General features: G+C 71.7%; 15 protein-coding genes. 9 read left to right on the top strand and 6 right to left on the bottom strand.

Features of this window, described 5'->3' with window-relative positions; all coding sequences use genetic code 11:
- Positions 1 to 58 precede the first annotated feature (58 nt).
- Positions 59 to 472, top strand: a complete 414-nt coding sequence (locus OHU35_RS39575) for a VOC family protein (protein WP_189727585.1) — start codon at positions 59 to 61, stop codon at positions 470 to 472.
- Between the two features lie 333 nt (positions 473 to 805).
- Entirely contained in the window at positions 806 to 1,810 is a 1,005-nt protein-coding gene (locus OHU35_RS39570; protein ID WP_405508791.1) for a substrate-binding domain-containing protein, read from the top strand.
- Here the strand turns inward: OHU35_RS39570 and OHU35_RS39565 are convergent.
- Positions 1,807 to 2,835 carry a LacI family DNA-binding transcriptional regulator gene (locus OHU35_RS39565; RefSeq protein WP_189727699.1) on the bottom strand — a complete coding sequence of 343 codons (1,029 nt, stop codon included), beginning with the start codon at positions 2,833 to 2,835 and terminating at the stop codon, positions 1,807 to 1,809. The genes OHU35_RS39570 and OHU35_RS39565 overlap by 4 nt on opposite strands.
- 227 nt (positions 2,836 to 3,062) lie before the next feature.
- On the opposite strand from OHU35_RS39565, the gene OHU35_RS39560 reads away from it, so the two are divergent.
- From OHU35_RS39560 to OHU35_RS39545, 4 genes are read left to right on the top strand one after another with little or no spacing between them, the layout of a single operon-like run.
- Complete coding sequence (locus tag OHU35_RS39560; protein WP_189727587.1) at positions 3,063 to 4,013, top strand: TIM barrel protein; 951 nt, start codon at positions 3,063 to 3,065, stop codon at positions 4,011 to 4,013.
- 9 nt (positions 4,014 to 4,022) lie between these two features.
- Positions 4,023 to 5,462 carry a sugar porter family MFS transporter gene (locus tag OHU35_RS39555; protein ID WP_405508788.1) on the top strand — a complete coding sequence of 480 codons (1,440 nt, stop codon included), beginning with the start codon at positions 4,023 to 4,025 and terminating at the stop codon, positions 5,460 to 5,462.
- Between the two features lie 21 nt (positions 5,463 to 5,483).
- Positions 5,484 to 6,506 (top strand): Gfo/Idh/MocA family protein, encoded by a 1,023-nt coding sequence (locus tag OHU35_RS39550; RefSeq protein WP_405508786.1) that lies wholly within the window; start codon positions 5,484 to 5,486, stop codon positions 6,504 to 6,506.
- A complete protein-coding gene (locus tag OHU35_RS39545) occupies positions 6,503 to 7,369 on the top strand; it encodes a sugar phosphate isomerase/epimerase (RefSeq protein WP_359892573.1) in 867 nt (288 codons plus the stop codon). The genes OHU35_RS39550 and OHU35_RS39545 overlap by 4 nt, the downstream gene beginning before the upstream one ends.
- Here the strand turns inward: OHU35_RS39545 and helR are convergent.
- Complete coding sequence (gene helR, locus OHU35_RS39540; protein ID WP_405508783.1) at positions 7,359 to 9,545, bottom strand: RNA polymerase recycling motor ATPase HelR; 2,187 nt, start codon at positions 9,543 to 9,545, stop codon at positions 7,359 to 7,361. The genes OHU35_RS39545 and helR overlap by 11 nt on opposite strands.
- A gap of 204 nt (positions 9,546 to 9,749) precedes the next feature.
- Here helR and OHU35_RS39535 point away from each other — a divergent pair, with 204 nt between their 5' ends.
- Positions 9,750 to 10,634, top strand: a complete 885-nt coding sequence (locus OHU35_RS39535) for a Gfo/Idh/MocA family protein (protein WP_189727592.1) — start codon at positions 9,750 to 9,752, stop codon at positions 10,632 to 10,634.
- 26 nt (positions 10,635 to 10,660) lie between these two features.
- Here OHU35_RS39535 and OHU35_RS39530 read toward each other — a convergent pair whose 3' ends face one another.
- Complete coding sequence (locus OHU35_RS39530; protein ID WP_405508781.1) at positions 10,661 to 11,548, bottom strand: GNAT family N-acetyltransferase; 888 nt, start codon at positions 11,546 to 11,548, stop codon at positions 10,661 to 10,663.
- Positions 11,549 to 11,865: 317 nt separating this feature from the next.
- Between OHU35_RS39530 and OHU35_RS39525 the strand changes: the two genes are divergently transcribed.
- Positions 11,866 to 12,975: a PP2C family protein-serine/threonine phosphatase gene (locus tag OHU35_RS39525; protein WP_189727594.1), complete on the top strand. Its 1,110-nt coding sequence runs from the start codon at positions 11,866 to 11,868 to the stop codon at positions 12,973 to 12,975.
- A gap of 65 nt (positions 12,976 to 13,040) precedes the next feature.
- Here OHU35_RS39525 and OHU35_RS39520 read toward each other — a convergent pair whose 3' ends face one another.
- A complete protein-coding gene (locus OHU35_RS39520; RefSeq protein WP_189727595.1) occupies positions 13,041 to 13,277 on the bottom strand; it encodes a chaplin in 237 nt (78 codons plus the stop codon).
- Between the two features lie 218 nt (positions 13,278 to 13,495).
- On the opposite strand from OHU35_RS39520, the gene OHU35_RS39515 reads away from it, so the two are divergent.
- Positions 13,496 to 13,702, top strand: a complete 207-nt coding sequence (locus tag OHU35_RS39515; RefSeq protein WP_189727596.1) for a hypothetical protein — start codon at positions 13,496 to 13,498, stop codon at positions 13,700 to 13,702.
- Between the two features lie 54 nt (positions 13,703 to 13,756).
- Here the strand turns inward: OHU35_RS39515 and OHU35_RS39510 are convergent, their stop codons facing one another.
- A complete protein-coding gene (locus tag OHU35_RS39510; RefSeq protein ID WP_189727597.1) occupies positions 13,757 to 14,263 on the bottom strand; it encodes a DUF5709 domain-containing protein in 507 nt (168 codons plus the stop codon).
- Entirely contained in the window at positions 14,263 to 15,849 is a 1,587-nt protein-coding gene (locus OHU35_RS39505; RefSeq protein ID WP_405508777.1) for a hypothetical protein, read from the bottom strand. The genes OHU35_RS39510 and OHU35_RS39505 overlap by 1 nt, the downstream gene beginning before the upstream one ends.
- Positions 15,850 to 15,900 lie beyond the last annotated feature (51 nt).

The raw sequence follows: 15,900 nt of genomic DNA, 5'->3' as shown, positions 1-15,900 counted from the left end.
TCAGTGCCCGGCGCTACGCTGCGCGCAAATGACCCTTTTGCCCCTCCGGGAGGTTCACATGGTCACGCGCCTCAATCCGTACCTCACCTTCAACGGCGAAGCCCGGCAGGCGATGGAGTTCTACAAGGAGGTCTTCGGCGGCAACCTCACCCTCAACAGCTACGGCGATTTCGGCCAGGCGGACGCCCCGAACGCCGACAAGATCATGCACGGCATGCTGGAAACGACCAGCGGCTTCACCCTGATGGGCGCCGACAACCCGCCGGGCATGGAGTCCGCGCCGGGCACCCCCTTCTCCGTGAGCCTGAGCGGTGACGACGACGCCGAGCTGCGCGGCTACTGGGAGAAGCTCTCCGACAGCGGCTCGGTGTCGGTGCCGCTGGAGAAGCAGATGTGGGGCGACGAGTTCGGCATGTGCACGGACCGCTTCGGCACCCCGTGGATGGTCAACATCGGCAGACCGGAGAGCTGAGCAGGACCGACCGGGACGGTCCAGGACCGTCCGCCCGGAGCCGCCCGCACACGCCGCCCCCAGGCCGGCGCGCACGGGCGGCTCTGCCGTACCGCCACCCCCGTTTTGTTGGTACGTCCTGACAAAGCTGTTGACATCCCCGGAAGGGCGGCCGCATAGTACCTGCCACTAGAGCGCGCTAGTAACGCGCTCCAGCCACCGAGTACGCAGGAGTCCTCACCCAGGACCACCGCGGCCCCCGATACCGCCGCCCAGGACACCCATGCGCCACCCGCCTCCCCGGACCGGGCGCGGCACCCTCTCTCCCTCCCCGCACAGTGAGGTGCACCCGACATGCGCAGACACCACAGACCCGCCGCCCTGACCGCCACCGCCCTCGTGGGCGCGCTGCTCGCCGCCGGCTGCTCCAGCGGCTCCGGCGGCAAGCAGTCCGAGACCGGGGGCACCGACGCCGCGGCGGGCAAGGCCACCACCCCGCGGATGACCGTCGCCCTGGTCACCCACGCGGCGCCCGGCGACACCTTCTGGGACCTGATCCGCAAGGGGGCCCAGGCCGCTGCCGCGAAGGACAACATCAAGCTCGTCTACTCGAGCGACCCCGTCGCGGGAAACCAGGCCAACCTGGTGCAGAACGCCATCGACCAGAAGGTCGACGGCATCGCGCTCACCGCGGCCAAGCCCGACGCCATGAAGGCAGCGGTGGCCAAGGCCAAGGCGGCCGGCATCCCCGTCGTCGGCTTCAACTCCGGCCTGGACGACTGGAAGGAACTCGGCATGCTCGAGTACTTCGGCCAGGACGAGAACATCGCCGGCCAGGCCTTCGGGGAGCGCCTCGACCAACTGGGCGCCAAGCACGCCGTCTGCGTGATCCAGGAGCAGGGCCAGGTCGCGCTGGAGGCACGCTGCGCCGGCCTGAAGAAGGGCTTCAAGGGCACCACGGAGAACCTGTACGTCAACGGCACCGACATGCCCTCCGTGAAGTCGACGCTGACCGCCAAGCTCCAGAAGGACTCCACCATCGACCAGGTGGTCACGCTCGGCGCCCCGATCGCCCTGACCGCGGTGCAGTCGGTACGGGACGCGGGCAGCGAGGCCAAGGTCGCCACCTTCGACCTCAACAAGGACCTCGTCGCCGCCGTCCAGGACGGCGACATCGAGTTCGCCGTCGACCAGCAGCCCTACCTCCAGGGCTACCTCGCCGTCGACGCACTGTGGCTGTACAGGACGAACGGCAACTTCAGCGGCGGCGGAGCGGCTCCCGTACTCACCGGTCCGGCGTTCATCACGAAGGACAACGCCGACACCGTCGCGGAGTTCGCGAAGAAGGGGACGCGCTAGAGCGGCCCCGGGCGGGCGGGGCGGCGTGCCTGCTCCGCCGGGGCCGGCCCGCTGGTCCCCCGTACCACCAGCTTCGGATCCAGCACCGCCTCACGCGGCGGCAGTTCCCCGTTCTCCAGCCGCTCGACGGCGAAGCGGACGGCGTGTTCGGCCATCAGGACCGCGTCCTGGCGGACCGTGGTCAGGCCGATCGGCATCAGGTGGGAGAGGTGGCTGTCGTCGTAGCCGACGACGGACAGATCGCGCGGGACCTCGACGCCCGCCCGGGTGAGGGACATCAGCAGGCCCATCGCGCAGCGGTCGTTGCCGGCGAGGACCGCCGTCGGCAACGGCAGCCCGCTGTCGCGCTCGGCCAGGAGCAGACGGCCGGTCTCGACACCGGAGTCCTCGGTGTGACGGCCGGGAATCACCCGGGCCTGGTCCTCCAGCCCGTGGCGGCGCATCGCGGCACGGTAGGCACGCCGCCGCTCCGCCGAACCTGGCCCGCGTCCGCCGTCGATGTGCACGATCCGGCGGTGCCCCAGCTCCACCAGGTAGTCCATGGCCTGCCGGACGCCCTTGCCCTCGGCGGAGTGCACGAAGTCGACATGGGCCTGGGGCACGCGGCGGCTGACCGAGACGGTGACCGTGCGCTGCCCGAGTTCTTCGAGGTAGCCGGGCTGGGCGTCCGGGCCGAGCAGGATCACCGCCTCGCAGCGGTGGCTGAGCAACGCCTCGACCGCCTTCGCCTCGCTGCGCCCCTGGGTGGAGCCGGAGAGCAGGACGTCGTACCCGAGCCGCTCGGCCTCCGGATAGATGCCGGTGATGAGATCCGTGTGGAAGGTCTGGTGCACGGCGAACATCACGCCGAGCGTGCGGCTGCGGCCACGGGCCAGCAGCCGGGCCGCGCTGTCGGGCCGGTAACCGATCTCGTCGGCCACGCGCAGGACCCGCTCCCGGGTCTCCCGGCCGGCTCCCGCCTGGTTGCGGAAGATGATCGAGACGAGGGCGCGGGAGACGCCCGCCTTCTCGGCGACGTCCGCCATCGTGGGCCGCTGCCTGCCCGATGCATCCACCTGTGAACCCACCCTCCGACGGCGCCCACCTTACGGGGTGTCCCGCGCGGGGATCCGGCAATGGGGCCCCGCAATCTCCCAGCAACAACCTATTGACATGACATTTGGACAGGGGTCATCGTACTCGACTAGAGCGCGCTAGTAGCGCGCGTCACATCGCTCAGGCACCCTCCCCCTCTCCTCCAAGGACACTGACCATGGCAACGGCGCCCGTCCCTCTCCGTACCACCGTCGGCAACCTGTGCCTCGGCTCCGCCCCCGACTCCTGGGGGGTGTGGTTCCCCGAGGACGAGCACCAGGTGCCGTACACCCGTTTCCTCGACGAGCTGGTCCAGGCCGGATACGAGTGGCTGGAGCTCGGCCCGTACGGCTATCTGCCCACCGACCCGCGGCGGCTGAAGGCCGAGCTGGACGCCCGGGGGCTGAAGGTCTCCGGCGGTACCGCGTTCGGCGCGCTGCACCGGCCCGAGGCCTGGGACGAGATGCTGGCCCATGTCCGGCGGGTCGCCGCGCTGACCGCGGCCGCGGGGGCGCATCACCTGGTCTTCATTCCACCCATGTACCGGGACGAGAAGACGGGCGCGTTCACCGAGTCGCCCGAGCTGACCGCCGAGCAGTGGGCCGGGTTCGGCCGGGCCGCGGACCGGCTGGGCAGGCTGCTGCTGGAGGAGTACGACGTGCGGCTGGTCGTCCATCCGCACGCCGACAGCCACCTCCAGACACAGCCGGAGATCGAGCGGCTGCTGAACGAGTCCGACAGCCGCTACACCAATCTGTGCCTGGACACGGGGCATGTGGCGTACGGCGGTGGGGACAATCTGGATCTGATCCGCCGGTTCGGTGAGCGGGTCGGCTATGTGCACATCAAGCAGATGGATCCGGAGATCCTGGCGCAGGTCGCCGCCGAGGACCTGTCCTTCGGTGAGGCCGTGCGGCGCGGGGTGTGCGTCTCGCCGCCCGCCGGGGTGCCCGATCCGGCCCACGTGGTGGGTGAACTGGCCGGGCTCGACGCCGAGTTGTTCGTGATCGTCGAGCAGGACCTGTACCCGTGTGCTCCCGAGGTGCCGCTGCCGATCGCGGTCGGCACCCGCGAGCACCTGGCCGGCTGCGGACTTTCGGGTACCCGCCGCCCGGCCATCGACAGGTAAGGAGCGGCCATGGACGTCAGGGACGACACGACACCAGCCTCCGGCCCGGCCCCGGCCACCGGCGTCGCGGACGAGACCCCGCCGGCGGTCTCCCGGCGGCTGCGGATGATCACCATCATCGCCACGTTCGGTGGTCTCCTCTTCGGCTACGACACGGGCGTCATCAACGGCGCCCTGCCCTATATGACCGACGACCTCGGCCTGACCCCGGTCACCGAGGGCATGGTCACCAGTTCGCTGCTGCTGGGTGCCGCGCTGGGCGCGGTGACCGGCGGCCGGTTGTCGGACGCGCGCGGCAGGCGGCGCAACATCCTGCTGCTCGCCGTGCTGTTCTTCGTCGGCGCGCTCGGCTGCACGCTCGCCCCGACGACCGAGGTGATGATCGTGGCGCGCTTCGTGCTCGGTCTCGCGGTCGGCGGTGCATCCGTGACCGTGCCGGTGTATCTCGCGGAGGTGTCGCCCGCCGAGCGGCGCGGTGCGCTCGTCACCCGGAACGAGCTGATGATCGTCTCCGGTCAGCTGCTGGCGTTCACGTCCAACGCGATCATCGCGCAGGTCGGCGGCGAGTCCGGCGGTGTGTGGCGCTGGATGCTGGTCATCGCCACACTGCCGGCGGTGGTGCTCTGGTTCGGCATGCTGGTGATGCCGGAGAGCCCGCGCTGGCTGGCCTCCCAGAGCCGTTTCGGCGAGGCCCTCGAGGTGCTCAAGCAGGTGCGGTCGCGGGCCCGGGCCGAGGCCGAGTTGAAGGAGGTCTCCGCGCTGGCCGTCAAGGACGAGCGGGAGAAGCTCGGCGGCTGGCAGGACATCAAGAGCACGCCGTGGGTGCGGAAGCTGATGTTCGTCGGGTTCGGCATCGCGATCGTGCAGCAGATCACCGGCGTCAACACGATCATGTATTACGGCACGCAGATCCTCACCGACGCCGGTTTCGCCGCCGACAGCGCGCTGACGGCGAACATCGCCAACGGTGTGATCTCGGTGCTGGCCACCTTCGTCGGCATCTGGCTGCTCGGGCGGGTCAATCGCCGGCCGATGCTGATGACCGGCCAGCTCGGCACGACCGTGGCCCTGTTGCTGATCGGCGTGTTCTCCCTCGTGCTGCCGTCGGGTGATCCGCGGGCGTTCGCGGTGCTCGCGATGACGGTCACGTTCCTCGCCTTCCAGCAGGGCGCGATCTCGCCGGTGACCTGGCTGATGCTGTCGGAGATCTTCCCGATGCGGATGCGCGGCTTCGGCATGGGCGTCGCGGCCGTGGTGCTGTGGCTGACCAACTTCGTGATCGGTCTTGTCTTCCCGTCCCTGGTCACCGGGATCGGGATCTCCAACACCTTCTTCCTGTTCGTGGTGGCGGGCCTGCTGTCCCTCACCTTCGTGAAGCTGTACGTCCCCGAGACCAAGGGCCGCACCCTCGAATCCCTCGAGGCCGAGCTCCGGACGCGCTTTTCCTGATCATCCTTCGAGGAGTTCTCCATGACCGTACGTGTAGGCGTCATCGGCGCCGGAATGATCGGCCAGGATCACATCCGGCGGCTCACCGAGGTCGTCACCGGGGCCACTGTCACGGCGGTGGCCGATGTCGACACCGAGCGCGCCGCCGAGGTGGCGGCCCGGTGCGGGGCCACCGCACTGCCCACCGGCGCTGATCTGGTCGCCTCCCCCGACGTGGACGCCGTCCTCGTCACCTCGTGGGGGCCGACCCACGCCGAGCACGTCCTGAACGCGATCGCCGCCGGCAAGCCGGTGTTCTGCGAGAAGCCGCTGGCCACGACCGCGGAGGACTGTCTGCGGATCGTCGAGGCCGAGCGGGCGCGCGGCCGCCGGCTGGTGCAGGTCGGGTTCATGCGCCGTTTCGACGCCGGGTACCGCCAGATGAAGGAGGTCCTGTCGACCGGTTCGCTCGGGGCCCCGCTGATGGTGCACTGCGCCCACCGCAACCCGACCGTCCCGGAGTCGTACCACTCCGCGATGGCCGCGCAGGACACGGCCGTGCACGAGATCGACGTGCTGCGCTGGCTGCTCGACGACGAGATCGTCTCCGCCCAGGTGGTCACCCCGCGCGCCACGAGCAAGCGGTTCGGTCACCTGAAGGACCCGCAGATCATAGTCTTCGAGACCGGCGAGGGCGTCCGTATCGACCTGGAGGTCTTCGTCAACTGCCAGTACGGCTACGACATCCAGTGCGAGGTCGTGGGCGAGGACGGCCTGGTCCGGCTGCCCGACCCGGCGGCCGTCGGGATCCGCACCGCGGCCCGGCACGGCACGGGTGTGCTGCAGGACTGGAAGGACCGGTTCGCGGAGGCCTTCGACACCGAGTTCCGCGAGTGGGTCGCCACCGTGGCGGCCGGTACCGAGCCCACCGGGCCGTCCGCCTGGGACGGTTACGCCGCCACCGTCATCTCCGACGCCGCCGTCCGCTCCCAGGAGGCCGGCGGCGGAGAGATCGTCACCGTCGACATCAAGCCCCGCCCCGCGCTCTACGGAGGCACCGCGTGAAGATCGCCCTCGACCCGTACATGTTCCGTGCCCTGCCGATCGACGAGATGGTGCGCGCGGTCGCCGAACTCGGCTACGAATACATCGAGTTGTCGCCCCGCGAGGACTTCATGCCGTTCTTCCTGCACCCGCGGGCGGACGACGCGCGGGTGGCGGAGCTGAAGGAGTCGCTGCGCAGGCACGGTGTGCGGCTGTCCTCGGTGCTGCCGCTGTACAAGTGGTCCTCGCCGGACGAGACCGAGCGGCAGACGGCCGTCCGCTACTGGAAGCGGATGATCGAGATCACCGTGGATCTCGAATGCCCCCTGATGAACTCGGAGTTCAACGGCCGCCCGGAACGCGCCGCCGAGAGCGAGTCCGCCTTCTGGCGTTCGCTGGAGGAGTTGCTGCCGGTCTTCGAGCGGGAGGGCATCGCCCTGAACCTGGAGGCCCACCCGGACGACTTCTGCGAGGAGAACACCCCGGCCGTCGATCTCGTCCGCGCGATCAACAAGCCGTGGGTGAACTACCTCTACTGCGCCCCGCACACCTTCCATCTCTCGGGCTCCGACCCGACGGCGGACATCGCGGCGATGATGCGCTACGCCGGTGACAAGCTCCAGCACGTGCATGTCGCGGACTCCTTCAACCACAAGGGCTCCAGCGGTCTGCGGTACATCCTCAACCCGCCGGGCACGCCCGCCCGGATCCATCAGCACCTCGACATCGGTCAGGGCGAGGTCGACTGGGACACCTTCTTCGGCACACTCCGCGAGCTGGGCTTCGACGGTGTCGCCACGGCCTGTGTCTTCGCCTGGGAGGAGCGGGCCCGGGAGTCGTCGGCGTTCATGCTGGACCGCATCCGGAAGGAGCTCACCGCGTAGGACCGGGGCTCGTGAGGACGACGAGCTGCCGGGTGGCCCTGGTCATCGCGACATAGCGGTCGACCGCTCCCTCGACGCCGGTGCCGAAGTCCTCCGGGTCGACGAGGACGACCAGGTCGAACTCCAGCCCCTTCGACAGCTCCGGGGTCAGCGACCGGACGCGTGACGAGGGGGGCTGGAACGCGGGATCGCCGATGACACAGGCGATCCCGTCGGCATGGGCGGCCAGCCAGGTGTCGAGGATCGAGCTCAGCTCCGCGGCGGCTCCGTGGACGACGGGGACGCCGCCGCTGCGGATGGAGGTCGGCACGTTGGCGTCCGGGAGCACGGTGCGGATGACCGGCTCGGCCTCCGTCATGATCTCCTCCGGCGTGCGGTAGTTGATGCTCAGCGAGGCGAGGTCGATCCGGCCGAACCCGACCCGTTCGAGCCGTTCCCGCCACGACTCCGTGAAGCCGTGCCGGGCCTGGGCGCGGTCCCCGACGACGGTGAAGCTGCGGGACGGGCAGCGCAGCAGCAGCATCTGCCATTCCGCGTCGGTCAGTTCCTGGGCCTCGTCCACGACGATGTGGGCGAAGGGGCCGGTGAGCACGTCCGGTTCGATGGTGGTCAATTCGGCCTCGTTGACCAGGCTGACCTGGGCGTCCTCGCCGCGCAGCATGGACACCAGGCCTTCGCCCTCGTCACCGTCGGCGCCCGAGTCGGCCGTGGCATCGATCAGGTTGTCGACGACCCGCGCCATGTGCGCGCGCTGGTCGGCGAGGATGGCCTTGTTCCGGCGCTTGCGCCGGGCCGCCTCCGGGTCGCCGAGCCGCTGCCGTGCGGCGTCCAGGATCGGCAGGTCGGACACGGTCCAGGCCTGGGCGTCCGCGCGCTGCAGTCTCCGGACCTCGTCCCGGCTGAGCCAGGGCGCGCACATCCGCAGATAGGCGGGCACCGACCACAGGTCCGACACGAGGTCGGTCGCTTCGAGCAGCGGCCACGCGCGGTTGAAGACCGTGCGCAGTTCCCTGTTCTGCGACAGCGATCTGCGGAGCAGGTCGGCCGACACGTCGCCGTCGTGCTTGTCCTGGATGATCGTGAGCAGCTCCTCCCAGACCTGGTCGCGCGCCTCGTTGTGCGGGGTGCCGGGCTCCGCCGCCGCGAAGGCCACGGCCCACTCGCGGGCGCCGAGGTGGACGTCGGACCAGTGGGTCGTGACCGTCATCGGCTCGGTGGGCGGCTCCTCGTAGAACGTGACGGCTTTCTCGATCGCCCTCACCATGTCCGCGGACGACTTCAGGCGTGCCACGTCCCGGTCGGCCTCGGTCCCGGCCGCGGCTCCCTCGTCGACGAGGTCCCGCAGGACGCAGGTCTGCACGCCCTCCTCGCCGAGGCTGGGCAGGACGTCGGAGACGTAGGACAGGTAGGGCCGGTGCGGGCCGACGAAGAGCACGCTGCCGCGGCGGTGCTGCCCGAGGCGCGGGTCGGAGTAGAGGAGGTAGGCGGAGCGGTGCAGGGCGACGACGGTCTTGCCGGTGCCCGGGCCGCCGTCGACGACGAGGGCGCCGCGGGAGCCCGCGCGGATGATGGCGTCCTGGTCGGACTGGATGGTGCCGAGCACGTCCCTCATCCGGGGCGAGCGGTCGGTGCCCAGGCTGGCGATGAAGGCGGACTGGTCGTCGAGCGCGGCATGCCCGGAGATGCCGTCCGCGGTGAACACCTCGTCCCAGTAGTCGCTGATCCGGCCACGGGTCCAGCGGTATCTGCGGCGGCTCGCCAGGCCCATCGGGTCGGCGTGGGTGGCTCCGAAGAACGGCTCGGCGGCGGGGGAACGCCAGTCGACCAGCAGCCGGCGCCCCGTGCTGTCCGTGAGGCCGAGTCGTCCCACGTACACGGGCTCGGAGTCGTCGGCACCGACCATGTGCCCGAGGCACAGGTCCAGTCCGAAGCGGCGCAGTGCGCGCAGGCGGGTGGTCAGCCGGTGGATCTCCGCGTCCCGGTCCATCGCCTCCCGGCCCTTGCCGCCGGGCGCCCTGCGCTCGGCCCGCAGCCGGTCGGACAGTTCGGCGATCGACTGCTCCAGACACTCGGCGACGGCGGCGAAGTGCCGCTCGTCCCCGGCGATCAGCACAGGGTCGGACTTGTGGGAGAGCCGGTCGGGAAGATCGAACGCGCTCATGGTCAGGGGGGTCACGTCATGCTCCCGTTTCCGCAGGTCCTGGGCTTAGGCCGGACAGTTTGCGGCACGACGGGGGCCTTGCCGCAAGACCCCCTGTGCGCTATAAGTTGAGAGTGGCAAGGAGACGACTCCTTGCCTTTCTTGTTGTGCGGCCCTCCCGGTCGCCGGTCTCTTCGGTGTGGCACTCTCTTCGTTCAGGCAGCGTGGAGAGGCGGCGGCATGCGGATAGGACTGCTGGGCACCGGACCGTGGGCGCAGATGGCCCACGCACCCGCACTGAGCCGGCACGAGGGGCTGGACTTCGCCGGGGTCTGGGGCCGCCGCCCCGAGGCCGCGAAGGAGTTGGCCGAGCGGCACGGCGTGCCAGTGTACGACGACGTCGACGAGCTGTTCGCCGACGTGGACGCGGTCGCCGTGGCGCTGCCTCCCCAGGTGCAGGCCGAACTCGCCGCGCGTGCGGCGCGGGCCGGGTGCCATCTGCTGCTCGACAAGCCTCTCGCGCCGACGGTGGAGCAGGGGCGGGCCGTGGTCGAGGCCGTCGAGGAGGCGGGGGTCGCCTCGGTCGTGTTCTTCACGACCCGCTTCCAGCCCGAGCCGGAGGCGTGGATCACCGAACAGGCGGGAGTTCCGGGCTGGTTCACGGGGTGGGCGCAGTGGCTCGGGGCGGTGTTCACCAGCGAGAGCCCCTTCGCGACGCCGTGGCGGCGGGAGAAGGGCGCCCTGTGGGACGTCGGGCCGCACGCCCTGTCCGTGCTGCTGCCGGTGCTCGGCGACGTGCGGCATGTGACGGCGGCCGCGTACGGTCCCGGGGACACGGTGCATGTCGTCCTCGACCACTCCGGTGGCGCGTCGAGCACCCTCACCCTGAGCCTGACGGCACCGCCCGCCGCGGCCGGTGCCGCGCTGGAGGTGCGGGGAGAGGCCGGGGTCGCCGTCCTGCCGGAGAGTGCCGACGGAGCGGTCCCCGCCCTGATGCGGGCCGCGGACGCCCTGCTCACCGCGGCCCGCACCGGCCGCCCGCACGCGTGCGACGCGGCGTTCGGCCTCCGTGTCACGGAGATCCTCACGGCGGCCGACGACCTGCTGAACGACGGCGCACGCTAGTCCGCGTCGCGCCGCCGAACACCTGCCTACACCCTGTGGAAGTTGAGCCGTTCCTTGACCACCGGGAAACCGGCCTTGGCGAAGTTCGCGGCCATGGGGAAGTTGCCCTGGTCCGTGGCGGCGGCGACGAACTCCGCGCCCTGTTCGACCAGGAAGCGGGTGCACTCGACCAGGAGGTCGTAGGCGTAGCCGCGGCCTCGCTGGTCCGGCAGGACGCCGATGAAGCCGATGCACGGGCCCGAAGGGTTGTGGGCTGGAATGTGGATGCCGACCGGCTCGCCCTCCGGTGTGGACGCGACCTGCCACCACTCGCGCGGCGAGGGGCACCAGCGGAAGAAGTCGAGTTCCTCCTGGGCCGCCCGGTCGAGTCCGCCCTCCTCGATGTCCTTCAGCGCGTGGGCGTCCAGGGTGACGGAGTGGATGCGGCGCAGCGCGTCGAAGAACACGGCGTCGTCCGGTTCGGCCCGGAAGACCAGGCGCCCGGGCCGTTCGGGCAGGCCGTGCCCGGGGGTCCACCGGTACAGCAGGCGTTCGACCAGGAGGTCGTAGCCGGCCTTCCGCGCGGCGGTGAAGCGGGTCTCGGCGGCGGTGCGCAGGGCCGGGGTGTCGCGCCAGCCGGGGGGCAGGTTCAGCTCGAGTTCCACCTGCCAGGGCGCGGAGCGCAGGAGTGCGGCGCCTGCTTCCTCCTCGCCTTCCGCGACATCGAACCAGTTGAGGTTGACGGGCTCGGTGTCGTCGGGGCCGCCCCACCAGGCGCCGCGGGCGACGACCTTGCCGTCGCGCAGGGCCACCCGCTTCCATTCGGGGCGGTGCAGGGTCCGCTTGTGCCCCTCACGGGCGCCCAGCGGGTCGGGCAGGGTGTCGAAGAGATCGACGGCGCTCGCGTCGAGCGCGCGGATGACCACGTCGGTCATGGACTTCCTCCGGGAAGCATGCTGCGAAGAGCGCTCCCGGTCAGGTCGGTCGAGACACGCCGGGGACGAGGGTCAGGGAGCGCTGGAACGGTGTGAACTGCACGGCTCTGCCCTCCTTCCACGGGTCTCGAGGCGTGGCCCGCCACAGGCTACGGGGCCGCCGGCGGACCGTCCAACGAATTTCCGGTTCGGCTCAAGCGGCCCTCCGGTCCGACCGACCACGACGCCCGGCTGACGCCCACGCCCTCACCGCCGGCCCAGGGGCGCCCGCGCGGGCCCGGCGTGCGGCGCCCGGTCGGGCGTAGCAGCGTGGTGGTGTGAGCAGCGTGCGCGACCGGCTGCCGCGCCGGGACCGGGACCGGCGCGGCTGGCTGCGCGGCGCGCCCCCGCCGGGCTGGGCGCGGGTGCTGCCGTCCGCACTGCTGGCGGGCGTGTGCGCGGCGGAGCTGATCAGTCCGGAGCCGCTCGACATCGGCTTCCTGCTGGGTGCCATCCCGCCCCTGGCCGTGCTCGCGCACGGGCCGCTGGCGACGGCGGTGCTGGGCGCGCTGGTGGTGGTCGTGCTGACCATCCCGGTGTTCAGCCTGAACGACCCCGGCAGCACCGATCTGCTGACCGTGTGCTTCGTGGCGGTACTGAGCGTGCTGCTGTCGTTCGTCCGCAGCAGGCGTGACGCCCAGCTGGTCACCGAACGGGCCGTCGCCGAGGCCGCGCAGCGGGCCGTCGTGCCGCCGCTGCGGGAGCGGGTCGGGCCGGTGCGGTGCGCGGGGCTGTACCGGGCCGCGCAGAGCGGGACGCTGGTCGGGGGCGACTTCTTCGACGTACGGGCGGGCCCCTACGGCGTACGGGCGGTCATGGGCGATGTCCAGGGACACGGTCTTTCAGCCGTCGCCACGGTCGCGTCGCTGCTGGGGGCGTTCCGGGAGGCGGTGCTGGACCAGCCGGATCCGGAGGCGGTGGCGGCCCGGCTCGACCGGAGGCTGGTGGCGGACTCGGCGGGCGAGCCGCACGCCGAGTTGTTCGCGACGGCGGTGCTGCTCGGGTTCTCCGCCGACGCCCGTGTGGTGCGGATCGTGGCGTGCGGGCAGTCCGGGCCGCTGCTGCTGCGCGACGGGCGTGCCGTCGAGCTGGACATCGAGCCGTGCACACCGCTCGGTCTCGGCCTCGCCGAGGCGGCCGCGCCCCGGGTCGTCTCGGTGCGGCTGCGCGCCGGTGACCGGCTCTTCCTCGCGTCCGACGGGGTCACCGAGGCCAGGGACGCCGAGGGGGTCTTCTACCCGCTGGCCGAGCGGCTGCCGGGCTTCGCCGAGGAGGAGCCGACGGCCCTGGCCGAAAGGGTTTGGGCCGACCTCGTCCGGCACTGCCCGGACATACGGGACGACGTCACGATGCTCGTGCTCGCGCCCCGCCCGCAGAGCGGGCCCTGACGGCGGCCGGCGGCGGCCCGCGAAGTTTCGCGGGCCGCCGCCGGCGGGGTCGTGCGACCGGTGCGTCAGTCCTTGATCGAGCACTTGTTGCCGATGGCGGAGTTGAACGCGCCGATGAAGTTGACCGAGTTGCCGCAGATATTGGCATCGATGTCGATGGGGATCTGTACGACATTGCCGGAAAGGAAGCCGGGGCTGCCGACGGCGATGGCTTCGGCCTCCGCGTCGGCGCTGGCCGTACCGGCACAGGCCAGCAGGGCGGCGCAGGCCAGGCCGAACGCGGCGGTCACACGTGTGCGCATGGGAAAGCTCCTGTCAGTCGCAGGGGACACGTGTGTCCACCGTCGCCCGGGGTGCGGCGAGGCGACATCGGTGGGCGTCCGAACGGGGGGCCTGGGTTTCCCCGGGCCCGGTCCGTGCTCTCCGGATGCACGCCGCGCTCCCGCGGGGAATGGTGATAGCGGACCCGTTTTTCAGCACCGGGGCCGCCCCAGCGATCCGGACCCTAGGAGCAGAGAACATGTCGACGTCACAGCCCCACGCGTCACGGCCGCCCGAGGACCGCGCCACCCCGGACCGCCTGCTCCACGCCCGCACCGGCACCGATGTGTCGCCGGAGGACCTTGTCCTTGCCTCGGGCAAGGACCTCACCCCGCACAACCTCGAATGGGCCAGGCGCAAGCTGGCGGCCGAGGGGCCTGCCGCGCTCGAGAAGCTGCTGCCGTAGCCGTCGGCCCCCTCGGCGTCCACCGGGGGGGCGAACCTCCCGGCCGCGGGCGGTTCACGCCCCGTCGTCGTCCCCGGGCAGGGTGCCGTCGTCCTCCACCACGTGCACGGCGGCCTCCTCCGCGCCGGCCGCGCCGCCGTCGATGCCGACGTCGGCCGCGACGGTCTCCTTCGTGGTGTCGGCGTGGGCGCCCTCGTCCGGGGCGACCAGGCGTCCGGCTCGGGCGGTGCCCGCCTCCGGGTCCACCGGCTCGCCGTCGCTGTCGGGGCTGTCGCCCACGCCGTCCCCGGCCGGCTCGGCCGACACGTCGGGGACCTCCTGGGACAGCCGCTCGTCGAGGGTCTCGCCCTCGTGCTGCTCGGCGGCGGTGGTGCCGCTCCTGGTGACGCCGAGCGGCTTCTCCGGCGGGGAGTAGCCCTCGTCGAGGGTGTCGTCGTAGGTCCGTTCGTCGACGGCGTCCTGCAGATCCAGCGGCGCGGCGTCCGCCTGCTCCTCATTGGTCCCGGTGGGCTGGTACGCGTCGTCCGCCATCGGTCCGGGGCGCGTCGGTTCCGTGCCCATCACTTCTGCCTCCCTGTCGCGCGCTGCGTCGACCCGTCGGTCTCATGTGCCCGTTCCGCGTTTCCCGTTACGCGGTCTCTAACCTCGGCGGCCACCGCCCCGTCCCGCCGCTGCCGCGGTGCAACACGCACGTCGAGGTCCGAGATCCGGTGGACGGGCCAGGTGCGGGCGTAGCGGGGCGGGGTGCCGCCGGCCGGTGCGAGGTGGGCGACCGGGAGACGGTCAGCGGTGCGCAGGATGGCGCCCGCGGTGGTGTTCTCGTTGTTGCCGGAGGTCGCGCCCGAGGAGCAGCCGGTGTAGTAGCCGATCGGGATGGACTCGTGGCCGGTGAGCAGGCAGGGCGGGCGGACGCCGAGGCGGTGCAGGGCGTCGGCGGTGCGGCCCCAGTCGCGGCGGCTCTCGGTGTTGCGGGACACGGCGCCGTCCAGGACGGCGAGCTGCGCCGCCAGATGCCCGGCCAGGCCGAGCGCGACCAGGGTCGCGGCCACCGGGCGCCATTTCCCGCCCGGGGCCTTGACCAGGTGCCACAGGGCGTCGGCGACCGGGATCGCGAGCAGTGCGTAGGTGGGCGTGAGGAAGCGGGGCGCCGCGTAGCCGATCATGAAGAGGTACGGCAGGGCGGCCGTGGCGGCGCAGGCCAGCGGGACGAGCGTCCGGCCCAGGCGCCGGGCGCGGGCCGCGACGAGCAGTCCGAGGCCGGCCAGTGCGGGCAGGACGAACCACCAGACGACGACCAGGGGGTTGGGCATCGGGCCGGTGCACGGCCGGCACAGGCCCCGGCCGCCCAGGCTGCGCAGCTGGTCGTCGACGGCGATGTGCCAGCCCAGTCCGCCCTGGATCCGGGAGGCTTCCGAAAGGCGCTCCCCCAGGCCGCCGTGGCCGACGTAGGCCTCGATCACCCACTGCACGGCGCCCGCGGCGAGGCCCGCCAGGAGGACGAGGAGCAGGCGCCGGTGGCGGCGCGCCAGTGCGAGGACGAGCAGCGGCACGGTCACGTAGACCGCGTCGGTGGGCCGCATCCACGCCATGAGAGCGGCGCCGGCGGCGACACCCCACAGGGCCACTCGGACGGAACGTTCCTGCCGGGCCCGCAGGAAGCAGCCCACGCAGATCAGGGCGCCGACCGCGACCCAGTAGTTGGGCATGGCCTGCGGACCGTAGAAGAGGGTCACCCACAGGGAGGCGAAGAGGGCGCCGCCGACGACCAGGACACGGGTCGGGAACAGGCCCCGCCAGGCGCGCAGGGCCAGGTAGAGGGCGAGGCCGGACACCAGGGCGAGGTAGACGCGCAGCAGCGGGACGGACGCCGACCAGGACGCCACGGGCGCCACGAGCAGCGAGACGCCCCGGGAGCGCGGTGCGCTGAAGAAGGCCGCGGGGGTGTGGGGGGTAACCTGGCTGACGTAGACGATCTCGTCCCAGCCGAGGCCCAGCACGGGCCGGACCAGGGCGAGTTGAGCCAGCGTGAAGACGGCCGCCACCGCGGCGAGGGCCCGTTTCCCCCGGTCGCGTTGGGGCGCGCCCGGCCCGGCCGTCTGTTCGCGTCTTCGCCTGCGAACCAGGATGGCGTTCGAGCCGTCGGTCATGTTCCGCCCCTTGTCCCTGTGTTCGAAAAGCTGACAAACACGGTCAAACTA

Origin of the sequence: Streptomyces purpurascens, from assembly GCF_045040895.1 — a bacterium.
GTDB classification, from domain to species: domain Bacteria; phylum Actinomycetota; class Actinomycetes; order Streptomycetales; family Streptomycetaceae; genus Streptomyces; species Streptomyces purpurascens.
This window is presented reverse-complemented; position numbering and strand designations above follow the sequence as displayed.

Excerpts from the sequence above, each read along its gene's own strand:
- OHU35_RS39555 (WP_405508788.1), top strand. The coding sequence starts at position 4,023 with ATGGACGTCAGGGACGACACGACACCAGCCTCCGGCCCGGCCCCGGCC.
- OHU35_RS39510 (WP_189727597.1), bottom strand. The coding sequence starts at position 14,263 with ATGGGCACGGAACCGACGCGCCCCGGACCGATGGCGGACGACGCGTAC.
- OHU35_RS39560 (WP_189727587.1), top strand. The coding sequence starts at position 3,063 with ATGGCAACGGCGCCCGTCCCTCTCCGTACCACCGTCGGCAACCTGTGC.
- OHU35_RS39505 (WP_405508777.1), bottom strand. The coding sequence starts at position 15,849 with ATGACCGACGGCTCGAACGCCATCCTGGTTCGCAGGCGAAGACGCGAA.
- OHU35_RS39535 (WP_189727592.1), top strand. The coding sequence starts at position 9,750 with ATGCGGATAGGACTGCTGGGCACCGGACCGTGGGCGCAGATGGCCCAC.
- OHU35_RS39520 (WP_189727595.1), bottom strand. The coding sequence starts at position 13,277 with ATGCGCACACGTGTGACCGCCGCGTTCGGCCTGGCCTGCGCCGCCCTG.
- OHU35_RS39570 (WP_405508791.1), top strand. The coding sequence starts at position 806 with ATGCGCAGACACCACAGACCCGCCGCCCTGACCGCCACCGCCCTCGTG.
- OHU35_RS39515 (WP_189727596.1), top strand. The coding sequence starts at position 13,496 with ATGTCGACGTCACAGCCCCACGCGTCACGGCCGCCCGAGGACCGCGCC.
- OHU35_RS39550 (WP_405508786.1), top strand. The coding sequence starts at position 5,484 with ATGACCGTACGTGTAGGCGTCATCGGCGCCGGAATGATCGGCCAGGAT.
- OHU35_RS39530 (WP_405508781.1), bottom strand. The coding sequence starts at position 11,548 with ATGACCGACGTGGTCATCCGCGCGCTCGACGCGAGCGCCGTCGATCTC.
- OHU35_RS39565 (WP_189727699.1), bottom strand. The coding sequence starts at position 2,835 with ATGGCGGACGTCGCCGAGAAGGCGGGCGTCTCCCGCGCCCTCGTCTCG.
- OHU35_RS39575 (WP_189727585.1), top strand. The coding sequence starts at position 59 with ATGGTCACGCGCCTCAATCCGTACCTCACCTTCAACGGCGAAGCCCGG.